The sequence below is a fragment of the Calorimonas adulescens genome, from assembly GCF_008274215.1.
In the GTDB taxonomy this organism is placed as follows: Bacteria; Bacillota; Thermoanaerobacteria; order Thermoanaerobacterales; family UBA4877; genus Calorimonas; species Calorimonas adulescens.
The window spans coordinates 1-20,613 of sequence record NZ_VTPS01000026.1; the positions used below are offsets into that span (position 1 = coordinate 1).

General features: G+C 42.2%; 14 protein-coding genes, 1 pseudogene and 1 other annotated feature. Of the genes and pseudogenes, 14 read left to right on the plus strand and 1 reads right to left on the minus strand.

Going from position 1 to position 20,613, the window contains the following annotated elements:
• The first annotated feature begins 289 nt into the window (after window positions 1-289).
• From FWJ32_RS12355 to fusA, 8 genes are all read left to right on the plus strand, one after another.
• A complete protein-coding gene (locus FWJ32_RS12355; protein WP_149546276.1) occupies window positions 290-640 on the plus strand; it encodes an ArsR/SmtB family transcription factor in 351 nt (116 codons plus the stop codon).
• A 22-nt stretch (window positions 641-662) separates the two neighbouring features.
• Complete coding sequence (locus tag FWJ32_RS12360) at window positions 663-2,060, plus strand: radical SAM/SPASM domain-containing protein (protein ID WP_149546277.1); 1,398 nt, start codon at window positions 663-665, stop codon at window positions 2,058-2,060.
• Window positions 2,061-2,139: 79 nt separating this feature from the next.
• Complete coding sequence (locus FWJ32_RS12365) at window positions 2,140-3,528, plus strand: aspartate aminotransferase family protein (protein ID WP_149546278.1); 1,389 nt, start codon at window positions 2,140-2,142, stop codon at window positions 3,526-3,528.
• Between the two features lie 27 nt (window positions 3,529-3,555).
• The gene (locus tag FWJ32_RS12370; RefSeq protein WP_149546279.1) at window positions 3,556-4,017 is read left to right on the plus strand and encodes a thioredoxin family protein; all 462 of its coding nucleotides are present in this window, start codon (window positions 3,556-3,558) and stop codon (window positions 4,015-4,017) included.
• A gap of 84 nt (window positions 4,018-4,101) precedes the next feature.
• Window positions 4,102-4,338: a binding site (T-box leader), on the plus strand.
• Window positions 4,339-4,560: 222 nt separating this feature from the next.
• Window positions 4,561-5,370, plus strand: a complete 810-nt coding sequence (gene proC, locus FWJ32_RS12375) for a pyrroline-5-carboxylate reductase (protein WP_149546280.1) — start codon at window positions 4,561-4,563, stop codon at window positions 5,368-5,370.
• Between the two features lie 195 nt (window positions 5,371-5,565).
• The gene (locus FWJ32_RS12380) at window positions 5,566-8,961 is read left to right on the plus strand and encodes a ribonucleotide reductase N-terminal alpha domain-containing protein (RefSeq protein ID WP_149546281.1); all 3,396 of its coding nucleotides are present in this window, start codon (window positions 5,566-5,568) and stop codon (window positions 8,959-8,961) included.
• Window positions 8,962-9,104: 143 nt separating this feature from the next.
• On the plus strand, window positions 9,105-10,769 hold the full coding sequence (locus tag FWJ32_RS12385) for a sensor domain-containing diguanylate cyclase (protein ID WP_149546282.1): 1,665 nt from the start codon (window positions 9,105-9,107) through the stop codon (window positions 10,767-10,769).
• Between the two features lie 151 nt (window positions 10,770-10,920).
• Window positions 10,921-12,999, plus strand: coding sequence for an elongation factor G (gene fusA / locus FWJ32_RS12390; protein ID WP_149546283.1), 2,079 nt, complete (start codon window positions 10,921-10,923; stop codon window positions 12,997-12,999).
• A gap of 167 nt (window positions 13,000-13,166) precedes the next feature.
• Here fusA and FWJ32_RS12395 read toward each other — a convergent pair.
• Window positions 13,167-14,365 (minus strand): annotated as a pseudogene (locus FWJ32_RS12395) (iron-containing alcohol dehydrogenase).
• A gap of 864 nt (window positions 14,366-15,229) precedes the next feature.
• Here FWJ32_RS12395 and FWJ32_RS12400 point away from each other — a divergent pair.
• The 6 genes from FWJ32_RS12400 (at window position 15,230) to FWJ32_RS12425 (ending at window position 20,613) form a co-directional block, all read left to right on the plus strand.
• Window positions 15,230-15,859 carry a cyclodeaminase/cyclohydrolase family protein gene (locus FWJ32_RS12400; protein ID WP_149546284.1) on the plus strand — a complete coding sequence of 210 codons (630 nt, stop codon included), beginning with the start codon at window positions 15,230-15,232 and terminating at the stop codon, window positions 15,857-15,859.
• 52 nt (window positions 15,860-15,911) lie between these two features.
• A complete protein-coding gene (locus tag FWJ32_RS12405; protein WP_149546285.1) occupies window positions 15,912-16,760 on the plus strand; it encodes a bifunctional 5,10-methylenetetrahydrofolate dehydrogenase/5,10-methenyltetrahydrofolate cyclohydrolase in 849 nt (282 codons plus the stop codon).
• A gap of 87 nt (window positions 16,761-16,847) precedes the next feature.
• Complete coding sequence (locus FWJ32_RS12410; protein WP_149546286.1) at window positions 16,848-17,495, plus strand: methylenetetrahydrofolate reductase C-terminal domain-containing protein; 648 nt, start codon at window positions 16,848-16,850, stop codon at window positions 17,493-17,495.
• A gap of 19 nt (window positions 17,496-17,514) precedes the next feature.
• Window positions 17,515-18,399 carry a methylenetetrahydrofolate reductase gene (locus tag FWJ32_RS12415; RefSeq protein ID WP_149546287.1) on the plus strand — a complete coding sequence of 295 codons (885 nt, stop codon included), beginning with the start codon at window positions 17,515-17,517 and terminating at the stop codon, window positions 18,397-18,399.
• A gap of 24 nt (window positions 18,400-18,423) precedes the next feature.
• Window positions 18,424-19,806, plus strand: coding sequence for a dihydrolipoyl dehydrogenase (lpdA, locus tag FWJ32_RS12420; RefSeq protein WP_149546288.1), 1,383 nt, complete (start codon window positions 18,424-18,426; stop codon window positions 19,804-19,806).
• A gap of 27 nt (window positions 19,807-19,833) precedes the next feature.
• Window positions 19,834-20,613: an ATP-binding protein gene (locus FWJ32_RS12425; RefSeq protein WP_149546289.1), complete on the plus strand. Its 780-nt coding sequence runs from the start codon at window positions 19,834-19,836 to the stop codon at window positions 20,611-20,613.

Consider the following 20,613-nt stretch of genomic DNA (forward strand, 5'->3'; position numbering starts at 1 on the left):
GATAAATTTTGTTAATGTTGGATTAAACATACATAACGTTTTCCTATGATAATTCATTATGGTGAGGTCTTTAATAACCTAAAAATACTTGACGCGATCCTTTTTTTTATTTCTATTGCAATTTTACCATAAAAGGTATATTATAATATTTAAATAAGTGTTTAAGTGTAGATGATATGGGTCAAACCGCATTGATGGAGGGAGGCGGTATATGGGAGATTCTCGATTTTACTTACCTGTGTGATTCTGTTTCTATATTATTTGTTTTTGATTGAGGGGAAATGAGCATATGGAAAGGTCTGATGTTTATAATGGGCTGAAAGAACGTGAGACATCAAGCATTGACGAACTAAAACCGCAGATTAAATCCTTAAAAGGTATATCTGAAGTATTTAAGGCATTAAGTGATGATTCGCGTAGTAAAATAATCTATATGCTTTCAAAAAAAGAACTATGTGTCGGGGACATAGCATATATTTTAGATATGAATCTTCAGGCGGTCTCCTATCATCTTAAAATGCTGAAATCTCAGGATATAATAAAGAGCAGGCGGGATGGAAAGATGATCTATTATTCTCTTGCAGATGATTATATCTCCAATCTTATAGAGCTTGTGGCTCAATACAGGCTTGGAGTGTAAAACTGATAAGGAGGTTTTGTTTATGAATTATGCGGAAAAAATTCTTGGTAAAGCAATAGTCAGTCAGGGCTTAAAATATGTTTCGGGCAATCCTGAAGAAAACCTGCCAAAGATTCTGAGTTTGGGTGAGAAGATAGCCATAAGACAGATAGATAAGGAGAACATACGCAAGATAAGGCAATTGATGGAGGATCCCAATAACAACTGGCGTAAATTTGCCATAACACTGCTTACACGTATTGACCCGCATATAAGGGAAAAGACAGCAGGTAACTTTTTTGTGAATGCCTGTCTCCTTGGAAATCCTACACAGTATAAGTTATCTGAAAAATATGACATAAATGTACCATGGGCAATACTTATCGATCCCACGGCTGCCTGCAATTTAAAGTGTGTGGGCTGCTGGGCTGGAGAATACAATCAAAAAGACGCACTGGATTATGATACCTTAGACAGGGTGATTGGTGAGGCTGAAGAACTTGGAATATTCTTCACAATATTCTCGGGCGGCGAACCAACAGTGAGGAAAAAGGACCTCATAAAGCTGGCTGAGGCTCACCCTGACTCGGTGTTCCTTGCCTTTACCAACGGCACCCTTATTGACGATGAGTTTATAAAAGAGGTCAAACGTGTTGGTAATCTGGCATTTGCTGTAAGTATAGACGGCTTTGAGGAGACTACGGATGCAAGGCGCGGCAACAAGGTATACCAGAGAGTTATGACCGCAATGGAAAAGATGAGGGACGCAGGTATAATCTTTGGTTTCTCAACGACATACATGAGGGGCAACATAGATGAGGTCTCCTCCGATGAGTTTGTAGACCTCATGATAGAAAAGGGCTGCATATTCGGTTGGTACTTTACCTATGTACCTGTGGGCAGAGATGCTGATCCAACGATGATGGCCACTCCTACTGAAAGAGCAAAGATGTACAAGAGGATAAATGAAATTAGAAATACAAAGCCTATATTTGTGCTGGACTTCTGGAATGATGGTGAATATGCCTATGGATGTATTGCTGGCGGCAGAAGATACCTCCATATAAACGCTAATGGCGATGTAGAGCCTTGTGCCTTTGTACACTATGCTACATGCAATATAAAGGACACATCGCTTTTAGATGCCTTAAAGTCGCCTCTAATGATGGAATACAGGAGGCATCAGCCTTTCAATGAGAATATGCTCCGTCCATGTCCGCTTATTGACAATCCGGAAGCGCTGCAGCATATGGTTCATGCATCCGGTGCACACTCTACACAGATGGGTGACCCGGAGGACATAGATGAGTTTTACAAGAAGATTAAACCCCATTCTGATGCGTGGGCAAAAGAGGCCGAAGAACTATGGAAGGAAAGGCAAGAGAAAAATAAGGTATCAAATGAAAACGATGAAGAGGTCGCTGCAGGGGTTGCGGAATAAACCGCATCCCCTTTCTTATTGTTGTATTTTAGCTGTGCATATAGTAATATTATCTTGAAAGATATTTGGAGGCGATATAATGGAGAAGAAAGATACATATGATAAATTATATACCCTTGATGAGGCTTTAAGTTTTAAGAGAAATAATGTTAGAGAAAACTACAGCAGATACATAAACTCCAGTTTTGTGCAAATGCTTTCGCTTTTGCAGTTTGATAAGCACTTTGTGAGGGCAAGTGGTGTCTCTGTATGGGATGAGGATGGCAATGAGTATTATGATTTTTTAGGAGCCTATGGGGCTTTAAATCTGGGTCACAACCCGCCTGAGGTGTGGGATGCAATAGAAAAAGTAAAAAATATGCCTAATTTACTGCAGGCTGCAGTAAATAATTTGCCGGGTGCTCTGGCCCATAATCTTGCCATGATAACACCAGGAAACCTGCAGCGCAGTTTTTTTTGCAACAGTGGCGCTGAGGCAGTGGAGGGTGCTTTGAAGCTTGCCAAAATTGCATCAGGTAAACACAGGATAATATACTGCGGAAATTCTTTCCATGGCAAGTCTGCAGGTGCACTTTCCGTAACAGGTAGGGAGAAATATCAAAAGCCTTTCAGACCTTTGGTTCCTGACTGTGAATCTGTGCCTTTTGGCGACCTTAACAGCCTTGAGGGAAAATTTAAGAAAGGTGATGTGGCCGCATTTATTGTAGAGCCGGTACAGGGAGAGGGTGGTGTGGTTATACCTCCTGATGGATATTTAAAGGGTGTGAGGGAATTATGTACTAAATATGGAGTGTATTTTATTGCTGATGAGGTACAGACTGGTTTTGGCAGGACAGGCAGGATGTTTGCCTGCGAGCATGAGAACGTGGAACCGGATATTATGTGCGTAGCCAAATCCCTTGGTGGCGGTGTGGTGCCTGTGGGAGCATATATTACCACCGACGATATATGGAAGAAGGCCTATGGCACTCAGGAAAAGTGCCTGCTGCACACCTCAACCTTTGGAGGGAATCAGGTTGCAATGGCTGCCGGCATAGCATCTATACAGGCCATAATTGATAAAGACCTGCCGCATCAGGCTGAAGAGAAGGGTAAGTATTTTCTTGAGAGGTTGATGGCCCTGAAGGATAAATCACCTCTGATTAAGGATATCAGGGGTAAAGGGCTTATGATAGGGATAGAATTTAACCAGCCAGAAGGGCTTCTGTCAAAGACGGCAGTAGGGAAGCTGGCTTCAGAGTATACAGGATCTTTGGTGGCTGGTGAGCTTCAAAATAAGTATAGGATAATCACAGCATATACACTGAATAATCCTAATGTGATCAGACTCGAACCGCCCTTGATTGTGACAGAAGAACAGATCGATAGAGTTGTTGATGCTTTAGAAGAGATATTGACCAGTCAAAAGTCTTTTCTTGGACTGGCTATGGCAAGCTCGAAGACGATACTGGGTTCATTCTTCAAATAAAAATCAGAAAAGGGGGGGGAAGGGGCTGTGTGTAGTTTAAAAAATTTATTTATAAAAGGTATGACTTATGAGGAGTTTATAAGTTCATTGACAGAAAATAAGAGAAACAAATTTAAAAGTGTAAGCATAGAGATTGAGACATTTGATTCACCTGTGAAACATGTGCTGGCATTTGCTGAGGGCTGGTGCCCGGACTGTCAGCATAATCTCCCAATACTGAAGGCTATAACAGAGCGGTTTGGCATTGAGCTTAAAATTGTTCCTAAGGAGAATAACGAATATTTCATGGAGGACTTTATTGAGGATGGCCAGGCCAGGATACCCACCTTTGTATTTATGGATGACAATTTCAACATAGTGGGTAGCTGGGTTGAGCGTCCTAAAACAGTAAAACAGCTCTGGAAAGGTGAGACAGATATCAAGGAAAGGTATCTGAACGGTGAATTTGACAGCGAAATAATAAATGAAATTGTAAATATCTTAAAATGATACATCAGGTTGACAAAAAATAAATTATTCAAAAGGTATTGACTGTGATTTTCTCAGGTAATATAATATATGAAAATAACTTGATTAAAAGCATTGAAGGAAAATAGTAAGGTAAGACTTAGATGTAAAGAGAGCGCAGCCGGGGGCTGAAAGCTGTGCCATCGAGGTTGCCTGAACCCATTCCTGAGCTGTGGGCGATGAGCCGCACCGGGTGTCCAGCCGTTAAAAATGGAGGAGTATTACCATGGGGTGTACTCTTTATGAGCCGGGCTTTATAGCCAATTAAGGTGGTACCGCGGAATTTTACCTTCCGTCCTTTAGCAGGATGGGGGTTTTTTTTATTTGCTATTTGAGTGGTTTCAGTAATAAATTGTGCAAAATCTTTTTCCCTACTTCATCTGACAGGTTGCTGGTAGCTACGGTAGCGTTTGCGTAGAAGTTGAAGACAGGATCGATTTACTTCAAGGATGACTTTGGATGTTGTATTTATATGCCAGCATGTTCTGCAGCGGTTTATTATTATACTATGATGGGGGTTGTGATGTGGAAAAGAGAATAGGCTTTATAGGATGCGGTAATATAGCCGAGGCAATAATAAAAGGACTTTTAAATGCGGGTTATGTATCGAAAATGATAACGGCGACAAACAAAGAAAAGACTGAAAGACTTAAATATATTAAGGAGACTTACGGTGTACAGGTAAGCAGGGACAAAAAGGAGGTTGTCGATAACTCTGATTTAATTATCCTTGCTGTAAAGCCCAAGGATGTAGTCGATGCCTTGAGGGATATTCAGATTGGTGACAGGATATTAATATCTGTGGCGGCAGGCATAACTACTGAATACCTGGGAGGTATGTTTAAGGATAATGTAAGGGTCATAAGGGCAATGCCGAATACTTCCTCCATGGTTGGTGAGTCTGTGACAGCCATATGCAGAGGGAGATTCGCCAGCGATGATGACCTTAACTGTGCATATGAGGTCTTTTCATCTATTGGAGAGGTGGCAATACTCGATGAAGAGTACTTTGATATTGTAACAGGGCTTTCAGGAAGTGGACCGGCATATATATACTACATGATGGAGGCTCTGGTAGAGGCTGGTATTAAAAGCGGGCTGGATGCAGGTGTGGCACAGGAACTGGCCAGGCAGACCATTTTTGGCGCAGCAGTCATGCTAAAAAAGACAGGAGAAGACCCATCCAGATTGCGGCTAAACGTTACGTCGCCAGGAGGCACAACCATGGCAGGAATCATGGCACTTGAATCCAGAGGATTTAAGGAGATAATATATAATGCTGTGTATGAAGCCTCCCGCAGGTCGAAGGAAATGAGGGAGAGTATTGGGGCTTAAGTCATGGGACTCTGGCCCTATTTTTGTATTTTAACCACCAGGTTATATAAATGGACGAAATACAGAGATAGCAGATATTAGCTGATAATAAAACGGGATTAACACTTAAAAATGGACTTGCGGGGAAGGGCAGTTAATACTACAATAAAATGTACCACATGAAGTATTGCATACTAAATATTGTGAGGTGGGCATATGAAATTCACAGATAACGCCCTCAAGGTATTAAAGAAGAGGTACCTTGCCAGGGATGAAAATGGTAATGTTATAGAGACACCTGAAGAAATGTTTGAAAGGGTGGCCCGCACCATTGCAGAGATAGACAAAAACTATCCCGATGGTGAAGATGTGAATACCCTGGCAAAAAGGTTCTATGACATGATGATGGAACTTGATTTTCTGCCAAATTCTCCAACCCTTATGAATGCTGGAAGGCCTTTAGGGCAGCTCTCAGCCTGCTTTGTTCTGCCAGTGGGTGATTCGATGGAGGAGATATTTGATGCCATAAAATATGCTGCCATTATCCATAAGAGTGGTGGTGGCACAGGTTTTTCTTTCTCGAGGTTACGTCCAAAGGGAGCTACGGTAAGGACAACAGGTGGTGTTGCATCAGGTCCTGTAAGCTTCATGAGGGTATTCAACTCTGCCACGGAAGCAGTAAAACAGGGAGGTACACGCCGTGGAGCTAATATGGGGATACTGCGCGTTGATCATCCTGATATTCTGGAGTTTATTCAGTGTAAAAGGGATAACAGTGATATAACCAATTTCAATATAAGTGTAGGAATTACGGAGAAGTTCATGGAAGCTGTCCAGAGAGATGAATATTACCCCTTGATAGACCCACACACCGGGAAAGTAGTGAAGACCTTAAGGGCGAGGGATGTATTTGACCTTATAGTAGATATGGCCTGGAATAATGGCGAACCCGGTATAGTGTTTTTAGATAGGATGAATGAGAAGAATCCTACACCGGAGGTAGGGGAGATAGAATCCACCAACCCTTGTGTCACTGGAGATACATGGGTTACCACCAGTGAGGGGCCACGGCAGGTGAATGAGCTTGTGGGGCGCTCCTTTGAGGCAATAGTTAATGGAAAGGCCTATAGCTCTAGTAAAGAGGGATTTTTTAAGACAGGCAGAAAGCCGGTTATGAGGTTGAATACACAGGAGGGTTACTGCTTGCGGCTGACTGAGGATCACCTGGTTTTGCGTGTGGCTGCTAAGACAGATTACCATATAGGAAGTGAATGGGTGCCTGCGAAGGAATTGAGACCTGGGGATAAAATAGCCTTGCATAACCATAGGTCTCTGGCTGATTGGCCTGGTGAACTTAACGAGGATGAAGGCTATCTGCTTGGCCTTTTGGTTGGTGGTAGAATGTTTGGAAATAAGGCTGCTGTTTTATCAGGCCAGTCAAAAGAACGGGTAGTTTCAGATTTTTCCATAAGAAGTGGTATATTTCCCATTAAAGATTTAGCCTTGGAATATGCATCAGAATTACCATACAGTTACAATTTGTCTAGCTGCTTACCAATCGGGGAGGGGAACGAATTTGATATTGAATCAACCAGTGTTAAAACGTTAGCTTTCCATGCGGGTATGCATCTGGGTAAAAAGGCCATTACTTCAGAAATAGAGCGTGCCTCCTCAGATGGTTATCGTGGTTTTTTACGCGGTTTGTTTGATAGCAATGGTACGGTGCAGGGGAATCGAGATACAGGAGTGAATGTTTGTCTTGCTCAAAATGACCTTCAGTTCCTCCAGACTGTTCAGCGTATGCTTCTCCGGTTAGGTATAACAAGCACTATATATAAAGATCAACACCCAACAATGGCGAAGGGACTGTCAAATGATGTTAGGGAGAAAAATGGATATAACATAGGTCCCCAGTATGAGCTGGTTGTCTCGGGAGATAATATATCTCTTTTTAAAGAGCGGGTCGGTTTTGGAGACAAAGAAAAAGCTGAGAGGCTCAATATGCTGCTATCATGTTGTCATTACAAGGCAAATAAGGAAAGGTTTGTAGCCACAGTTTTCTCCATAGAAGATGATGGAATAGAAACGGTATACGATGTTCAAATTCCTGGTATCAATGCTTTTGATGCCAATGGCATTTATGTCCACAACTGCGGGGAACAGCCTCTTCTTCCATACGAAAGCTGTAACCTTGGATCTATCAACCTGTTAAATATGTTAAAGAAAGAGGATAACAGGTATGTAGTGGACAATGGGAAGCTAAAAAGGGTAGTGTACGATGCCGTTCACTTTTTGGACAATGTAATAGATGCCAACAGTTACCCGCTCCCTCAGATAGAGGAAATGACAAAAGCCAATAGGAAGATAGGCCTCGGAGTCATGGGATTCGCTGATATGCTTTTTAAAATGGGTATACCTTACAACAGTGAGGAAGCATTAAAAGTGGCGGAAGATATAATGGAGTTGATTGACAAGACATCTAAGGAGGCCTCGGCAGAACTGGCAAAAAAGAGAGGAGTATTTCCTAACTGGGAAAAGAGTATATATAAAAAGAAGAATCTGCCACTGCGAAATGCCACTACGACGACTATTGCTCCCACAGGAACTATAAGCATAATAGCAGGAGTGTCCAGTGGTATAGAGCCCGTTTTTGCTCTTGTATTTGTAAGAAAGGTCCTGGATAATGAAGAACTTCTGGAGGTAAACCCGGTCTTTAAAGAGGCAGTTGTAAACAAGGGCTTATATAGTGATTCATTAATGAAAAAAATTTCTTCAATGGGTTCTTTGAAGAATATAGACGGTATACCTGATGACATAAAGAGGATATTTGTCACTGCCCTTGATATAGATCCATATTGGCATATATCTATGCAGGCTGCCTTCCAGAAGCATGTGGACAATGCAGTTTCTAAGACTGTAAACTTTAGACATGATGCGACAAAAGAAGATGTAAAGGAAGCATATATTCTGGCATATAAGCTCGGATGCAAAGGAGTAACCATATACAGGGATGGCAGCAGGGATACGCAAGTGCTAAACATAGGAAGAGCAAGCGGTGAAAGGGATGAAAAGGTAAAAAATAAGGACGAAGAGGTCGTTGTGCCTCGCGAGAGGCCTCAGATAACAAGGGGTATAACTGAAAAGGTCAGGGTCGGGTGCGGCAACCTTTATATTACTGTGAATTATGATGAGAATGGAATATGTGAAGTGTTCACCAATGTAGGTAGGGCAGGGGGGTGCCCGTCACAATCTGAAGCAACTGCCAGGTTAACCTCCATCGCTCTGAGGTCCGGTATAGATGTCAAAGAACTGGTCGGCCAGTTAAGAGGTATACGTTGCCTTTCGACAATAAGGCAAAAAGAAAGGGATAAAAGGATAAAAGTACTCTCGTGTCCGGATGCTATAGCAAGGGTCATCGAGAAAGTTATGAATATGAAAGAAGAGGATGATGTCGAGGAGGCGAACACGGCTGTGGAAAACATAAATTATAATCCGGATAATTCTGGAACACCTCGCATTAATACTGTAACCTGTCCAGAGTGTGGGAGCAAGATAGAGCACGAAAGTGGATGTGTTATTTGTCCAAATTGCGGCTATTCTAAATGCGGTTAAAAAAATTCGCCATATGGCGAATTTTTTTTATTTAATTTACAGAACTTTTATGATATCATATCAAAAAAAGACACATTCTGACACACATAAGAGTTATAATAAATACTAATGATGCAATAAAATATAATGGGGTTGATGTTTAAATGATGGAGAGGAAAACTTCATTTAATTATCTGATTAGCACAATTGGCATAGGTATAGTTGCAGTAGATGCTGTTGTCAGTAATGGACTAATCGATGTTGACCCGTGGGGATTTCTATTTTTTGCTGCTTTTTTTCTTTTGATGGAGCAGTTTCCCATCTATTTTGGTGATATTAAACTCAGTTTATCTACAATAGCAATCATCACCACATATATGTTATGGGGAAATATCCCGGCCTCAGTGCTTGCTACGACTGGAATATTTATTGCCTCACTGATAGAGGGCAAGGGTTTGATATCAATTGAAAATGCAGGACTTTATGCCCTTTCATATTATACTGCAGGTGCAGCGGTTCATGTCTTTGTTGAAAATTTTTTACCTTACAGACTGGTCTACACCTTTTATATAATCCTTTATGTTCTAATATCTTTTATAATAAACTATATTGTATTGTATATTTTTTTAGTCAATAAGAATAAATCAGCATTCAGAGAATACTGGGGAGAGAGCACCTTATGGGAGATGCTTTCGTATATATTGATAATCCCGTCCGGCATAATCCTGGCCTTATTGTATTATTTAGAGGGCATACTTTTTACGGCTGTTGGTTCTATCTTTATATTAATACTGGAGTATATTTTTTCACTTTTAAGAAAGTTGATATATATAAACAGAAAGTATACTGCTCTGTACGAAATGGCCACCCTCATTAACTCTAACCTTGAGCTTAAAGAAACCTGTGAAATGGTTTTAAATACCATTTCCAATGTTATAAGGTATTCTTTTGCGGGGATATATTTAAAGAGCAGTGACGGGGTTGAGGTGGAATTGGTAGCTTCAGTTTTTAATGATGGATTTGAAGAGGTCAAGGTCATAAGGAGCTGTGACGAAGGTATAGTAGGCAAATGCATAACCCTTGGTACCGCTGAGCTATGTCAGGACCTTCGCCTCTCCGGAGATTTTAAGACTGATGACATTGCCAGGTTTTATAAATGCTGTATTGCTTTACCTTTAAACTATAATGATGAATCATTTGGGTGTATAATTATATGCCACAGGGATGAGAGGGTATATACACAGGATGATATGAATATCCTTACAGCGCTTGCCAAGCAGACATCCATTGCCATACAAAATGCAAGAAAATTTGAAGAGATCTCTATACAGGCTATTACTGACTCATTGACTACAGTATATAATAAGGGTTTTCTAAACATTATTCTTTCAAATATAGTAAAGAGCTGTGAAGTTGAAAAACGACCAATCAGTCTTATAATGTTTGATGTTGACCATTTTAAGCGGGTGAATGACACCTATGGACATCTTGTGGGAGATGAAGCCTTAAAAGAAGTGGCGAGACGCATCAAAGATAATGTAAGGGAAAATGATGTAGTTGCAAGGTTTGGTGGAGAGGAATTTGTTGTGGTTTTGCCTGGCCTTAAGAGCAGTGATGCTTTTCTGGTAGCGGAAAGAATAAGAAATGCTATATCATCTGTACCTATATCTACACAGGCTGGCGATATATACCTTACCATTAGCGGCGGAATAGCTGAGTTTCCTTTTACAGCAGAGTCCCCGGAAAAACTAATACAGTACGCTGATAGGGCCCTTTATGTGGGCTCAAAGATGGGTGGCAGGGATAGGGTCACCGTGTATGAGATATGAAGTATAGGTACTGAGAAAATTGGCATTCTCCTATGTTTTTATGGAATATGGACAGTATTTATTAATTAAAGAAAAATTAATATTTAAAAGAGGATATTTTGATTTTTTATAGAATATCTTTATTAACACCTAAGGGACAAGGGGGATGAATATGAAAGGTTACAAACCAACTTCCATACGAAATGCAGGTATATTTGCCCATGGAGGGGCTGGGAAGACCACATTATCGGAAGCATTGTTGTATGAGGCCAAGGCAATAGATAGGATGGGCAGGGTGAGTGAAGGCAACACCACCATGGACTATGACCCGGAAGAAATTCAGAGGCAGGTATCCGTATCATGTGCAATAGCACCATTGGAGTGGAGAGATACCAGGATTAATCTTATAGATACCCCTGGCTATTTTGACTTCGAGGGTGATGTGGTGGCTAGCCTCAAGGCTGTTGACTTTGGTATAGTGGTTGTATGTGCCTCATCAGGGGTTGAGGTAGGCACAGAAAAAGTGTGGACACATCTTGATAAAGCGGATCTACCGAAGGTTGTTTTTATCAATAAGATGGATAGAGAAAATGCAAACTTTGATAATACCTTAAGCCAGCTTAAAGATGTCTTTGGCAACAGTGTGGTTGCTTTGGCACTTCCCATAGGAAGGGAAGCAGGCTTCAAGGGCTATGTAGATTTATTGAGCATGAAAGCGTTTATCCGTGATGGCAATAAAATGAGAGAGACAGCCATACCGGATGATATGGCGGACACTGTGAGCTCTGCCAGAGATATACTGGTGGAGGCTATCGCAGGTACAGATGAAGGACTTATGGAAAAATTCTTTGATGGCGAGGAGCTCACCTGTGAGGAACTAAAAAGCGGCCTTAAAGCGGCATTATTAAACAGAGATGTAGTACCGGTTTTGGTTGGCGCCGGACAGCAGGGAATAGGGACTGATGCTCTGTTAGATTTCATCGTTGACTATGCCCCATCTCCTGTAGATAGAGGACCTGTCAAGGGCATAGATCCTTCAAATGGTCAGGAGATATTTAGAAAACCCGAAGAGGCTGAACCATTCTCCGCCTTTGTGTTTAAAACAATAGCAGACCCGTTTGTAGGCAGGTTATCTATATTCAGGGTGGTTTCTGGGGAGATATCAAGTGATACCAGCGTGTATAATCCAAATAAGGACACCATAGAAAAATTAGGGCAGCTTTATTTAATTAAGGGGAAAAAACAGATTGCTGTGGATAGATTAATAGCAGGGGATATAGGGGCAGTTTCAAAGCTGGTTGCAACATCCACTTCAGACACACTTTGCGATGTCAACAGTAAGATAAAATATCCTCCGATAGAGTTTCCGGAACCATCCCTTGAGATGGCTATTGAACCAAAGTCAAAGGGTGATGAGGAAAAGATTAATTCAGGGCTTTCCAGGCTTACAGAGGAAGATCCAACCTTTATAGTGGAAAGGAACGTTGAGACAGGTCAGACTATTATCAAAGGAATGGGCGAACTTCATATAGAGGTTATAGCCAAAAAACTTATGAATAAGTTTGGGGTAGACTGTGTATTGACACAGCCGAAGATTCCATATAGAGAGACTATAAGGGGCAAGGCCCATGTGGAGGGCAAACATAAAAAGCAGACCGGCGGTCACGGGCAGTATGGTCATGTATGGATAGACTTTGAACCTACATCAGAGGGTGACTTTATATTTGAGGAGAAAATTTTCGGTGGTGCTGTACCAAAGCAATATATACCGGCAGTTGAGAAGGGACTCAGGGAGTCAATTAAGGAAGGAGTTTTGGCAGGCTATCCGGTAGTCAATGTCAAGGCTACACTGGTGGATGGCTCCTACCATCCTGTGGACTCATCGGAAATGTCGTTTAAGATAGCTGCCTCCTTAGCGTTTAAAAAAGGAATGGAGCAGGCAGATCCTGTACTTTTGGAACCTGTGATGCATGTGGAAGTGCTTGTACCTGAGGATTATATGGGAGATGTTATAGGTGACATCAACAGAAGGCGCGGCAGGATACTTGGGATGGAACCTAAGGATGGGTTGCAGCTTGTAATAGCAGAGGTGCCACTGGCAGAAATGTATAAATATGGGGCTGACCTCAGGTCTTTTACCCATGCGAGAGGTTCGTTTAAAATGTGGTTTGAGAGGTATGAGGAGGTACCGGCCCATATAGCCGAAAAAATTATAGAAAAGGCAAGGGCAGAAAAAGAGGAAGAGAGGTAGTGCAGAATTTTTTATGTCAGCTGACAGAGAAACTGGGGGTTATACGTAGAAGGATTACCTTTTCAAAGACGCTCGTGTATATGGATACTTTTGTGTATATAGATATCAAAAAAGTCCGGGTTACCCGGACTTTTTTGATATCAATTCATGAATTTTATTGTGCCAGATTAAAGCGATTCCTCATAAATCTTTGAAATCACTTCTTCTGTAGCTTCTACTGGAGCTACGGAAAGCAATCCGTCAAGAGATGGTGTGGTTTTGCCAGCTTAACGAGAGTGGGGATATCATCCCTTGTAAATCCAAAGTCTGAGAGCTTTTCAGTGTATCCCACATTGAAGAGCCATTCTTCAACCTTTTTAGAGACATAGTCTGCTTCAGCGGAGAGACCTTTCAGGCCAGGCACAATGGGGCTATAGACATCTGCCAGTACTTCTGCGGCAGCATGGTAAATGGTCTCTATGACTGCAGGTAGTATTGCTCCCAGGCCGAGACCATGAGCTATTTCTGGCTTTACTGCACTTAGTGGGTGCTCTAAGGCATGGGTGAAATGGAGTAGCCCATTATCAAAAGAGATGCCTGCCAGAGCTGATGCATATAGTAAATAATATCTTGCTGTCAGGTTTTCAGGGTCGTTTATAGCGGCAGGAAGGTAGCGGACTATCAACCTCACCGTCTCTCTCACTGTAAGGATACTGTAAGGTGATGCCACAAGAGTTGTGGCAGCTTCAGTAATGTGGTTTAAAGCGTCTACAGTAACTGATATTGTTTGCTTTTTACCGAGTTTTGTCATGAGGGCTGGATCGTCTATAGCGTACATTGGATAAATGCAGTCATAAGCAATGGCAGGTTTGTAATTCTTTTCTGAGACGGTAGCTACTGCAAACCTGTCCACCTCTGTGCTGGTTCCATGAGTCAGATTGATTGCTATAATGGGAGCTGCCTTTTCCGGAGCAAACTTTCCTTCGTATAATTCTCTTGCAGTTTTATCGGAATATTCAAGAAGTACAGCCACACTTTTGGCTGTATCAATGGGGCTGCCACCGCCAATTTCGATAACTGCTTTTGCACCGGATTCACGACCGATTTTAACCGCCTCATCGACCATATCTACAGTGGGATTGGGTCCGACCCCGTCATATAGAGAATACAAAAATCCTGATTCTTCAAGGGCTGGTCTTACTTCATCTCAGGCTCCGCTGGTTTTGTATGAGCCTTTTCCGGTAACGAGTATAACGTTGTTTATTCCCTTGCTTTTTAAGACATCCAAGATGTCTTTTATCTTTTTTATGCTTCCTATGCCAAAATATATGATGTTCCTACAACGAAGCTCAAAGACCCTGTTAGTATTTATCTTGCTTTCCCACATTTTAACAGCCTTCTTATGCATTTTATTCTCGTACATAATTGTAATCCTATGTTAAAAAAATATCAATATCTATTTGAAATATTTTTTAAAGTCAATATAGAGTTGATGTAACAATGTACTTAGAAAATTTAAAAATTCTGGTGGAATTTTACGATAGAATGGGGTATAATATTTGTGAGGGGGCAAGATGTATATACCGGTATAGCAGGGTAGAGAACAAAATGCATTATAACAAAAATTGAGGATATTTCGACTGTATCCAGTTCGTTTTATAGAGAATAGGTTGCTAATTTACAAAAAAGAGGTTTATGTCGCATCACCGATTACAAAGATGGAAAATTCAAGTGCTCTTGTAGATGTTTTGACTACTGCATAAATACCTGCTGGATTTTCAGATGACCTTGTCTGAACTTATGGATGCCTCTGAGACATATATACAAACGGTGCCTCCCGCTCAGGACATTCTCATAACTATAGGAGTGCATCTAAACATTTTTATAGAACTTTTAAGAAGAGTGCCCTGTACCAATGCCGAGCTTTGCGCGCGTCCATGGGGGATTCATTCATGGATAAGTACAGCATTTTTAAATAAAATAAATAAATTCTGTAAGAAACAAAGAGCATACAATACGTATTTACACGACCTTTTTGTTCGATGTTAAAAGGCAAGGTTGAATTGGTAAATGAATTTATTGTGCATTTTATGGTAGAAGTATTGGGGTATGAATTGATTTTGGATACTATACTTTTTGCATTTCCAGAGGAAATATGGTTCCTGAGTTAAACGAACTCTTCGTGTATGTGGCAGGACACGTTAATTTAAATGGTGATAGGGTGGCAATAAAAAAATGGGAGGGGTGTAGGATGCTGATTGAGAAAAGCTGCAAAGAATTTGTGGAGGTACTAGCTTCAAAGGAACCAGTGCCAGGAGGGGGTGGTGCCGCCGCCCTTGTGGGAGCCATTGGCATGGCATTGGGCAACATGGTGGGCAACCTTACGGTAGGTAAAGAAAAGTATAAAGATGTGGAGGAAGAAGTAAAGGGCATCATGGAGGAAGCCACAGTTCTTCAGGAAAGGCTGCTTGCGCTGGTGGACAGAGATGCGGAATGCTTCAAAGAGGTGGCAGAGGTATATAAGATGCCGAAGGGCACCGAAAGTGAAAAGAAAGCCCGAGATGAGGCCATGCAGGTTGCGCTGAAAAGGGCGTGCACCGTGCCGCTGGATATCATGAAGAATACGGGCGAAGCCATAAGACTTCAGAGAAGGTTGGCGGACATTGGTTCAAAACTGGCTATAAGCGATGTGGGAGTTGGGGTGCTTTGTTTGAAGGCCGCTCTTTTGGGCGGCAAGCTCAATGTGGACATCAATCTAAAGGACATAAAAGACGAGGAATTTGTGAAAAAGTGTCAACAGGAGATGGATCTTCTGATAAAACACGGCGTTGAAGTGGCGGATGAGACAATAAGCATAGTGGAACAAAGACTGAAAAACTAAGGGTAATTCAGGACGGCACATTCAATTAATCTTTCAAAGAGGAGGTTAAAAAATGGGAAATATATTGAATGGTAAAGAAGTGGCTGAGGCTTTAAAGCAAAAATTGAAGGTAGAGGTGGATGAGCTTCGCAAAAAAGGGGTTGTCCCTACCCTTTCCATCGTGATAGTTGGGGATAGAGCGGATTCTGCTGCCTATATCAAAGGAGCAGTAAAAAGGTGCGGCGAAATCGGTATTGAGTGCAATGTTACCGAGCTGCCCCAGGATTTGAGCCAGAACGAGTTTATAGAGGTAATTCATCGACAAAATGCTGATAAAAAAATACATGGCATTATGATTATGAGGCCACTGCCTTCGCAAATTTCAGAAGATGTGGTAAAATATGAGATATCGCCTGCTAAAGATGTGGATTGTTTTAACCCCATAAACGTCAGCAAAGTTATGAGTGGTGAAGAAGGTGGCTTTGCGCCCTGTACACCTTCTGCAGTAATGGAGATATTACATCATTATGGTATAGACCCTAAAGGGAAAAAGACCGTCATCGTTGGCAGAAGCATGGTGGTGGGAAGGCCGCTGGCTATGATGCTGCTTAAAGAAAACGCTACCATAACCATATGCCATACCAGGACTATAAATCTTGCAGAAGAAACGTCGAGAGCGGAAATATTGATTGCCGCTGCTGGAAAAATCAAAATGATTAAAAAGGATATGGTAAAAGAGGGTGCTGTAGTCATAGATGTAGGGATAAATTTTGACGAAAATGGCAGGATGTGCGGCGATGTAGATTTTGATGAAGTAAGTCCTGCTGCAGGAATGATAACGCCGGTTCCAGGCGGCGTAGGGGCGGTAACCTCCACAGTCCTGGCAAAACATGTGATAGAGGCCTGCAAAATGCAAAGTTAGTGGAATAGTATGTCTTCTTATGAACCGGAAAAGGGGGTACGTTCCTTAATATGCTTTTTCTGTGATAATATGAGAGGAGGTAAATCAATGGTTATTACACAGCCGAAGTCTTTTTCGGATATTTTAGAGTTTTTAGAGGGCAAAAAGAATATTTTTATAACAGGCTGCACCCTCTGCGCCACTTCATGCATGACTGGTGGAGAAAAAGAAATTCTGGCCATGAAGGAACGGCTCGAGAAAGAAGGTAAAGAGGTTACAGGATATGCAGTGCTGGACCCATCATGTCACAAACTCCAGACCCGGTCCACTTTAAAAAAATACAAACAGGCACTGGATTCAACAGATGCCATACTATGTATGGCGTGCGGCGATGGTGCTCAGACGATAGCAGAGGTTGTAGACGTTCCGGTATACCCAGCAAATGACACCATGTTCATCGGAGAGGTGGAAAGAATTGGACATTTCAGTGAAGCTTGCAAGGCATGCGGTCAGTGCGAGTTGGGGTGGACCGCCGGCATCTGTCCCATCACCCGCTGCGCAAAAAGCCTCTTGAATGGTCCTTGTGGTGGCTCAAGGAATGGAAAATGTGAAGTCAATCCAGAGAATGACTGTGCATGGGTTTTGATATACAATAAATTAAGAGAGTCAAATGAGCTTGATCGATTGTTAGAAATCAAAGACCCAAAAGACTATAGCAAAGCTGCAAATCCCCGAAGGGTAACCATTGGCAGATAGTTAGGAAGGAGGAAGGACTATGGGTCTTGCTCAAAAACTGGAAAGTGGTGGTTTTGCTGTAACTGCAGAAATGGCTCCTCCTAAAGGCACAGATTTTAGCAGGTTTAGACAATGTGCTAGAGGAGTAAAAGGCATGGTGGATGCTGTTAATGTAACTGATTTTCAGAGTGCTGTGGTTCGCGCCTCGTCCCTGGGTGCATCTGTAATACTTGTGGAAGAAGGTTTAGAGCCGGTGATGCAAATAACTGGCAGAGACAGAAACCGCATAGCTATCCAAGGGGAGCTGTTGTCTGCTGCTGCTCTGGGCATTAAAAATGTACTGGCTTTGACTGGTGACCATCCTTCGGTTGGCGATCACCCTCAGGCAAAAGGCGTATTTGAAATGGATTCTGTAAATATCTTACAGACGGCCGTCACGCTGATGTCAGGTAAAGATCTAGCGGGAAACGCCCTTGCGGGGACGCCGCAATTTTTTCTGGGAGCAAGTGTAACACCGGTGTATGATCCCATCGAACTTCAGGTTTTGAAAATGAAGAAAAAAATCAATGCCGGTGCGAAATTTTTTCAAACTCAGGCTGTTTACGATATTGAATTGTTTAAAAAATTTTTGGAGGCAGCAAGGGGTATAGAGACAAAGATATTGGTTGGAGTGATTCCACTAAAGTCTCCAGGGATGGCCAATTATATGAATAAGAACGTACCTGGAATATATGTTCCTGAAGAAATCATCGAAAGGCTCAGGAAGTCACAGGATAAGGTTAAGGAAGGACTAAAGATAGCTGCTGAATTCATAAATGAAGTAGTACAGCAGAAATTATGCGATGGTGTACACATAATGGCTGTTGGGGCCGAAGAAAATGTTCCGGAACTGCTGGAAATGTGTGGTTTTAAGAAGACGGAATAAATTTAAGGGAAAGGGGGATTTAATATGACAAAAAGAATTGTGTTTATAGGTGCCGGCCCAGCAGGTTATGTAGGGGCTATTAAAGCGGCCAAAATGGGTGCTGAGGCGATTGTGGTTGAAAATGACAGAGTAGGAGGTACGTGCCTGAATCGAGGCTGCATACCCACGAAAGCGCTTTTGGCCTCCAGCGATGTTCTGACTGCCATTAAGGAATCTGAAGAATTTGGAATTCACATAGATGGCAAGATAACCCCTGATTTTGCTGCTATAATGGATAGAAAAGATAAGATAGTGGAAAGGCTAGTAAATGGAATAGAATTCCTTTTCGAAAAAAACAAGGTTAAGATGATAAAAGGAATCGGGAAAATTACAGATAGAAATGAAGTTACAGTAATAAAGGATGACGGCTCATCCGAGGTTTTGAAAGCCGATGCCATAGTTGTGGCTACCGGTTCTTCCCCTGCAAAGATACCTATTTTCCCATATGACGGCAAAAAGGTGCTTTTTAGCGATGAGGTTCTTAACCTCCGGACATTGCCTTCTAGCATGATAATAGTTGGAGCAGGCGTCATTGGATGCGAATTTGGCATGTTCTTTAACAATATGGGAACTGAAGTTACCGTGGTGGAAATGATGGATCATGCTTTGCCTCTGGAGGACAGAGAGATAGGACGCGAGATGGAAAGGGTATTTAAGAGGAAGAAAATAAAACTTATGCTGAGCGCAAAGATAGTAAAAGTCGAAACAACCGACAATGGGGTAAAAGCATTACTTGAAAGTGGAGAAGAGATAGAAGCAGAAATGATGCTGGTAGCTATTGGTAGAAAAGCAAATATCCAAGACCTGGGCCTGGAACAGGTAGGGGTACGGACAGAAAATGGTAGAATCCCTGTTGATGAGTTTATGATGACAAATGTGGAAGGCATTTACGCTGTAGGTGATGTGGTCCCCGGACCGCAGCTGGCTCATCTTGCCTCTGCAGAGGCGGAATGTGCTGTGGAAAACATAATGGGGAAAAAGTGCATCATGGATTATTCTGCTGTTCCCAGAGGTGTTTTCACTGATCCAGAGGTGGCCGGCGTAGGTCTTACTGAGGAAGAGGCTCTTTCACGGGGATATACCATCAAAAAAGGAACATTTGATTTCAGAGGGCTTGGGAAAGCTCAGGCCATGGGTCAGCTTACTGGAAAGGTAAAAGTGATAGCCGATGAAAAAACTGGAAAGATATTAGGGGCATCCATAATAGGTCCCCATGCCACAGACCTCATCCAGGAACTGGTGGCTGGCATAAAATACGGCCTTACGGCAGCAGAGCTGGGTATGGCAATTCATTCGCACCCAACCCTGTCGGAGGCGGTCATGGAAGCTTTAAAAGACGTAAATGGTGATGCAATCCACAAAGTATGAAAGTATGAACTTCATGGAGGCGATTACATGGCATATACAATAGCGGTGGCTGGCAAGGGGGGTACAGGAAAGACAACAATTGCAGGATTTTTGGTGGATTTTCTGGTAAGAAATAAAATGACACCTGTTCTGGCTGTTGATGCTGACCCGAATTCCAATTTGAACCAGGTACTGGGTGTGGAAGTTGAAACCACGCTGGGAGAAATCAGAGAGGAAATAAGCGTAAACAACAGAGATGGCAAACTTCCCAGCGGCATGTCGAAAGCCGACTATATAAATCTAAAACTTCAACAAGCCGTAATCGAAGGCCATGGCTTCGACCTCATGGTCATGGGAAGGCCCGAGGGATTAGGGTGTTATTGTTTTGCCAACGGCCTTTTGAGGGAAGCTACCGACAGACTGTCGGACAGTTATAAATTTATGGTGATTGACAACGAGGCGGGCCTTGAGCATCTAAGCCGACGCACTACAAAAAAAGTAGATTTAATGTTTGCCGTAAGCGAGTGTTCAAAAAGAGGAATTGACGCTGCAGCGAGGGTAAAAGGTCTGATAGAAGAACTTTCTCTGGATGTAAAAGACCTTTACCTCATAATAAACAGAGTGCCAGAAGACGGTGTCCCAGATGAAATAAAGGAAGTCGCCAGCAGTTACGGTCTGAAACTGGCCGGCACCATCCCACTAGACAGTCATATTTTTGATTACGACAACCGTGGCATACCGCTGGTGCAGCTACCCAACGATGTACCTGCTCGGGAAGCAGCCGAAAAGATATTTGATTTCTATTTAACGCCTGTAAAAACTCTTTAA

Excerpts from the sequence above, each read along its gene's own strand:
- FWJ32_RS12355 (WP_149546276.1), top strand. The coding sequence starts at position 290 with ATGGAAAGGTCTGATGTTTATAATGGGCTGAAAGAACGTGAGACATCA.
- FWJ32_RS12360 (WP_149546277.1), top strand. The coding sequence starts at position 663 with ATGAATTATGCGGAAAAAATTCTTGGTAAAGCAATAGTCAGTCAGGGC.
- FWJ32_RS12365 (WP_149546278.1), top strand. The coding sequence starts at position 2,140 with ATGGAGAAGAAAGATACATATGATAAATTATATACCCTTGATGAGGCT.
- FWJ32_RS12380 (WP_149546281.1), top strand. The coding sequence starts at position 5,566 with ATGAAATTCACAGATAACGCCCTCAAGGTATTAAAGAAGAGGTACCTT.
- FWJ32_RS12385 (WP_149546282.1), top strand. The coding sequence starts at position 9,105 with ATGATGGAGAGGAAAACTTCATTTAATTATCTGATTAGCACAATTGGC.
- fusA (WP_149546283.1), top strand. The coding sequence starts at position 10,921 with ATGAAAGGTTACAAACCAACTTCCATACGAAATGCAGGTATATTTGCC.
- FWJ32_RS12400 (WP_149546284.1), top strand. The coding sequence starts at position 15,230 with ATGCTGATTGAGAAAAGCTGCAAAGAATTTGTGGAGGTACTAGCTTCA.
- FWJ32_RS12405 (WP_149546285.1), top strand. The coding sequence starts at position 15,912 with ATGGGAAATATATTGAATGGTAAAGAAGTGGCTGAGGCTTTAAAGCAA.
- FWJ32_RS12410 (WP_149546286.1), top strand. The coding sequence starts at position 16,848 with ATGGTTATTACACAGCCGAAGTCTTTTTCGGATATTTTAGAGTTTTTA.
- FWJ32_RS12415 (WP_149546287.1), top strand. The coding sequence starts at position 17,515 with ATGGGTCTTGCTCAAAAACTGGAAAGTGGTGGTTTTGCTGTAACTGCA.
- lpdA (WP_149546288.1), top strand. The coding sequence starts at position 18,424 with ATGACAAAAAGAATTGTGTTTATAGGTGCCGGCCCAGCAGGTTATGTA.
- FWJ32_RS12425 (WP_149546289.1), top strand. The coding sequence starts at position 19,834 with ATGGCATATACAATAGCGGTGGCTGGCAAGGGGGGTACAGGAAAGACA.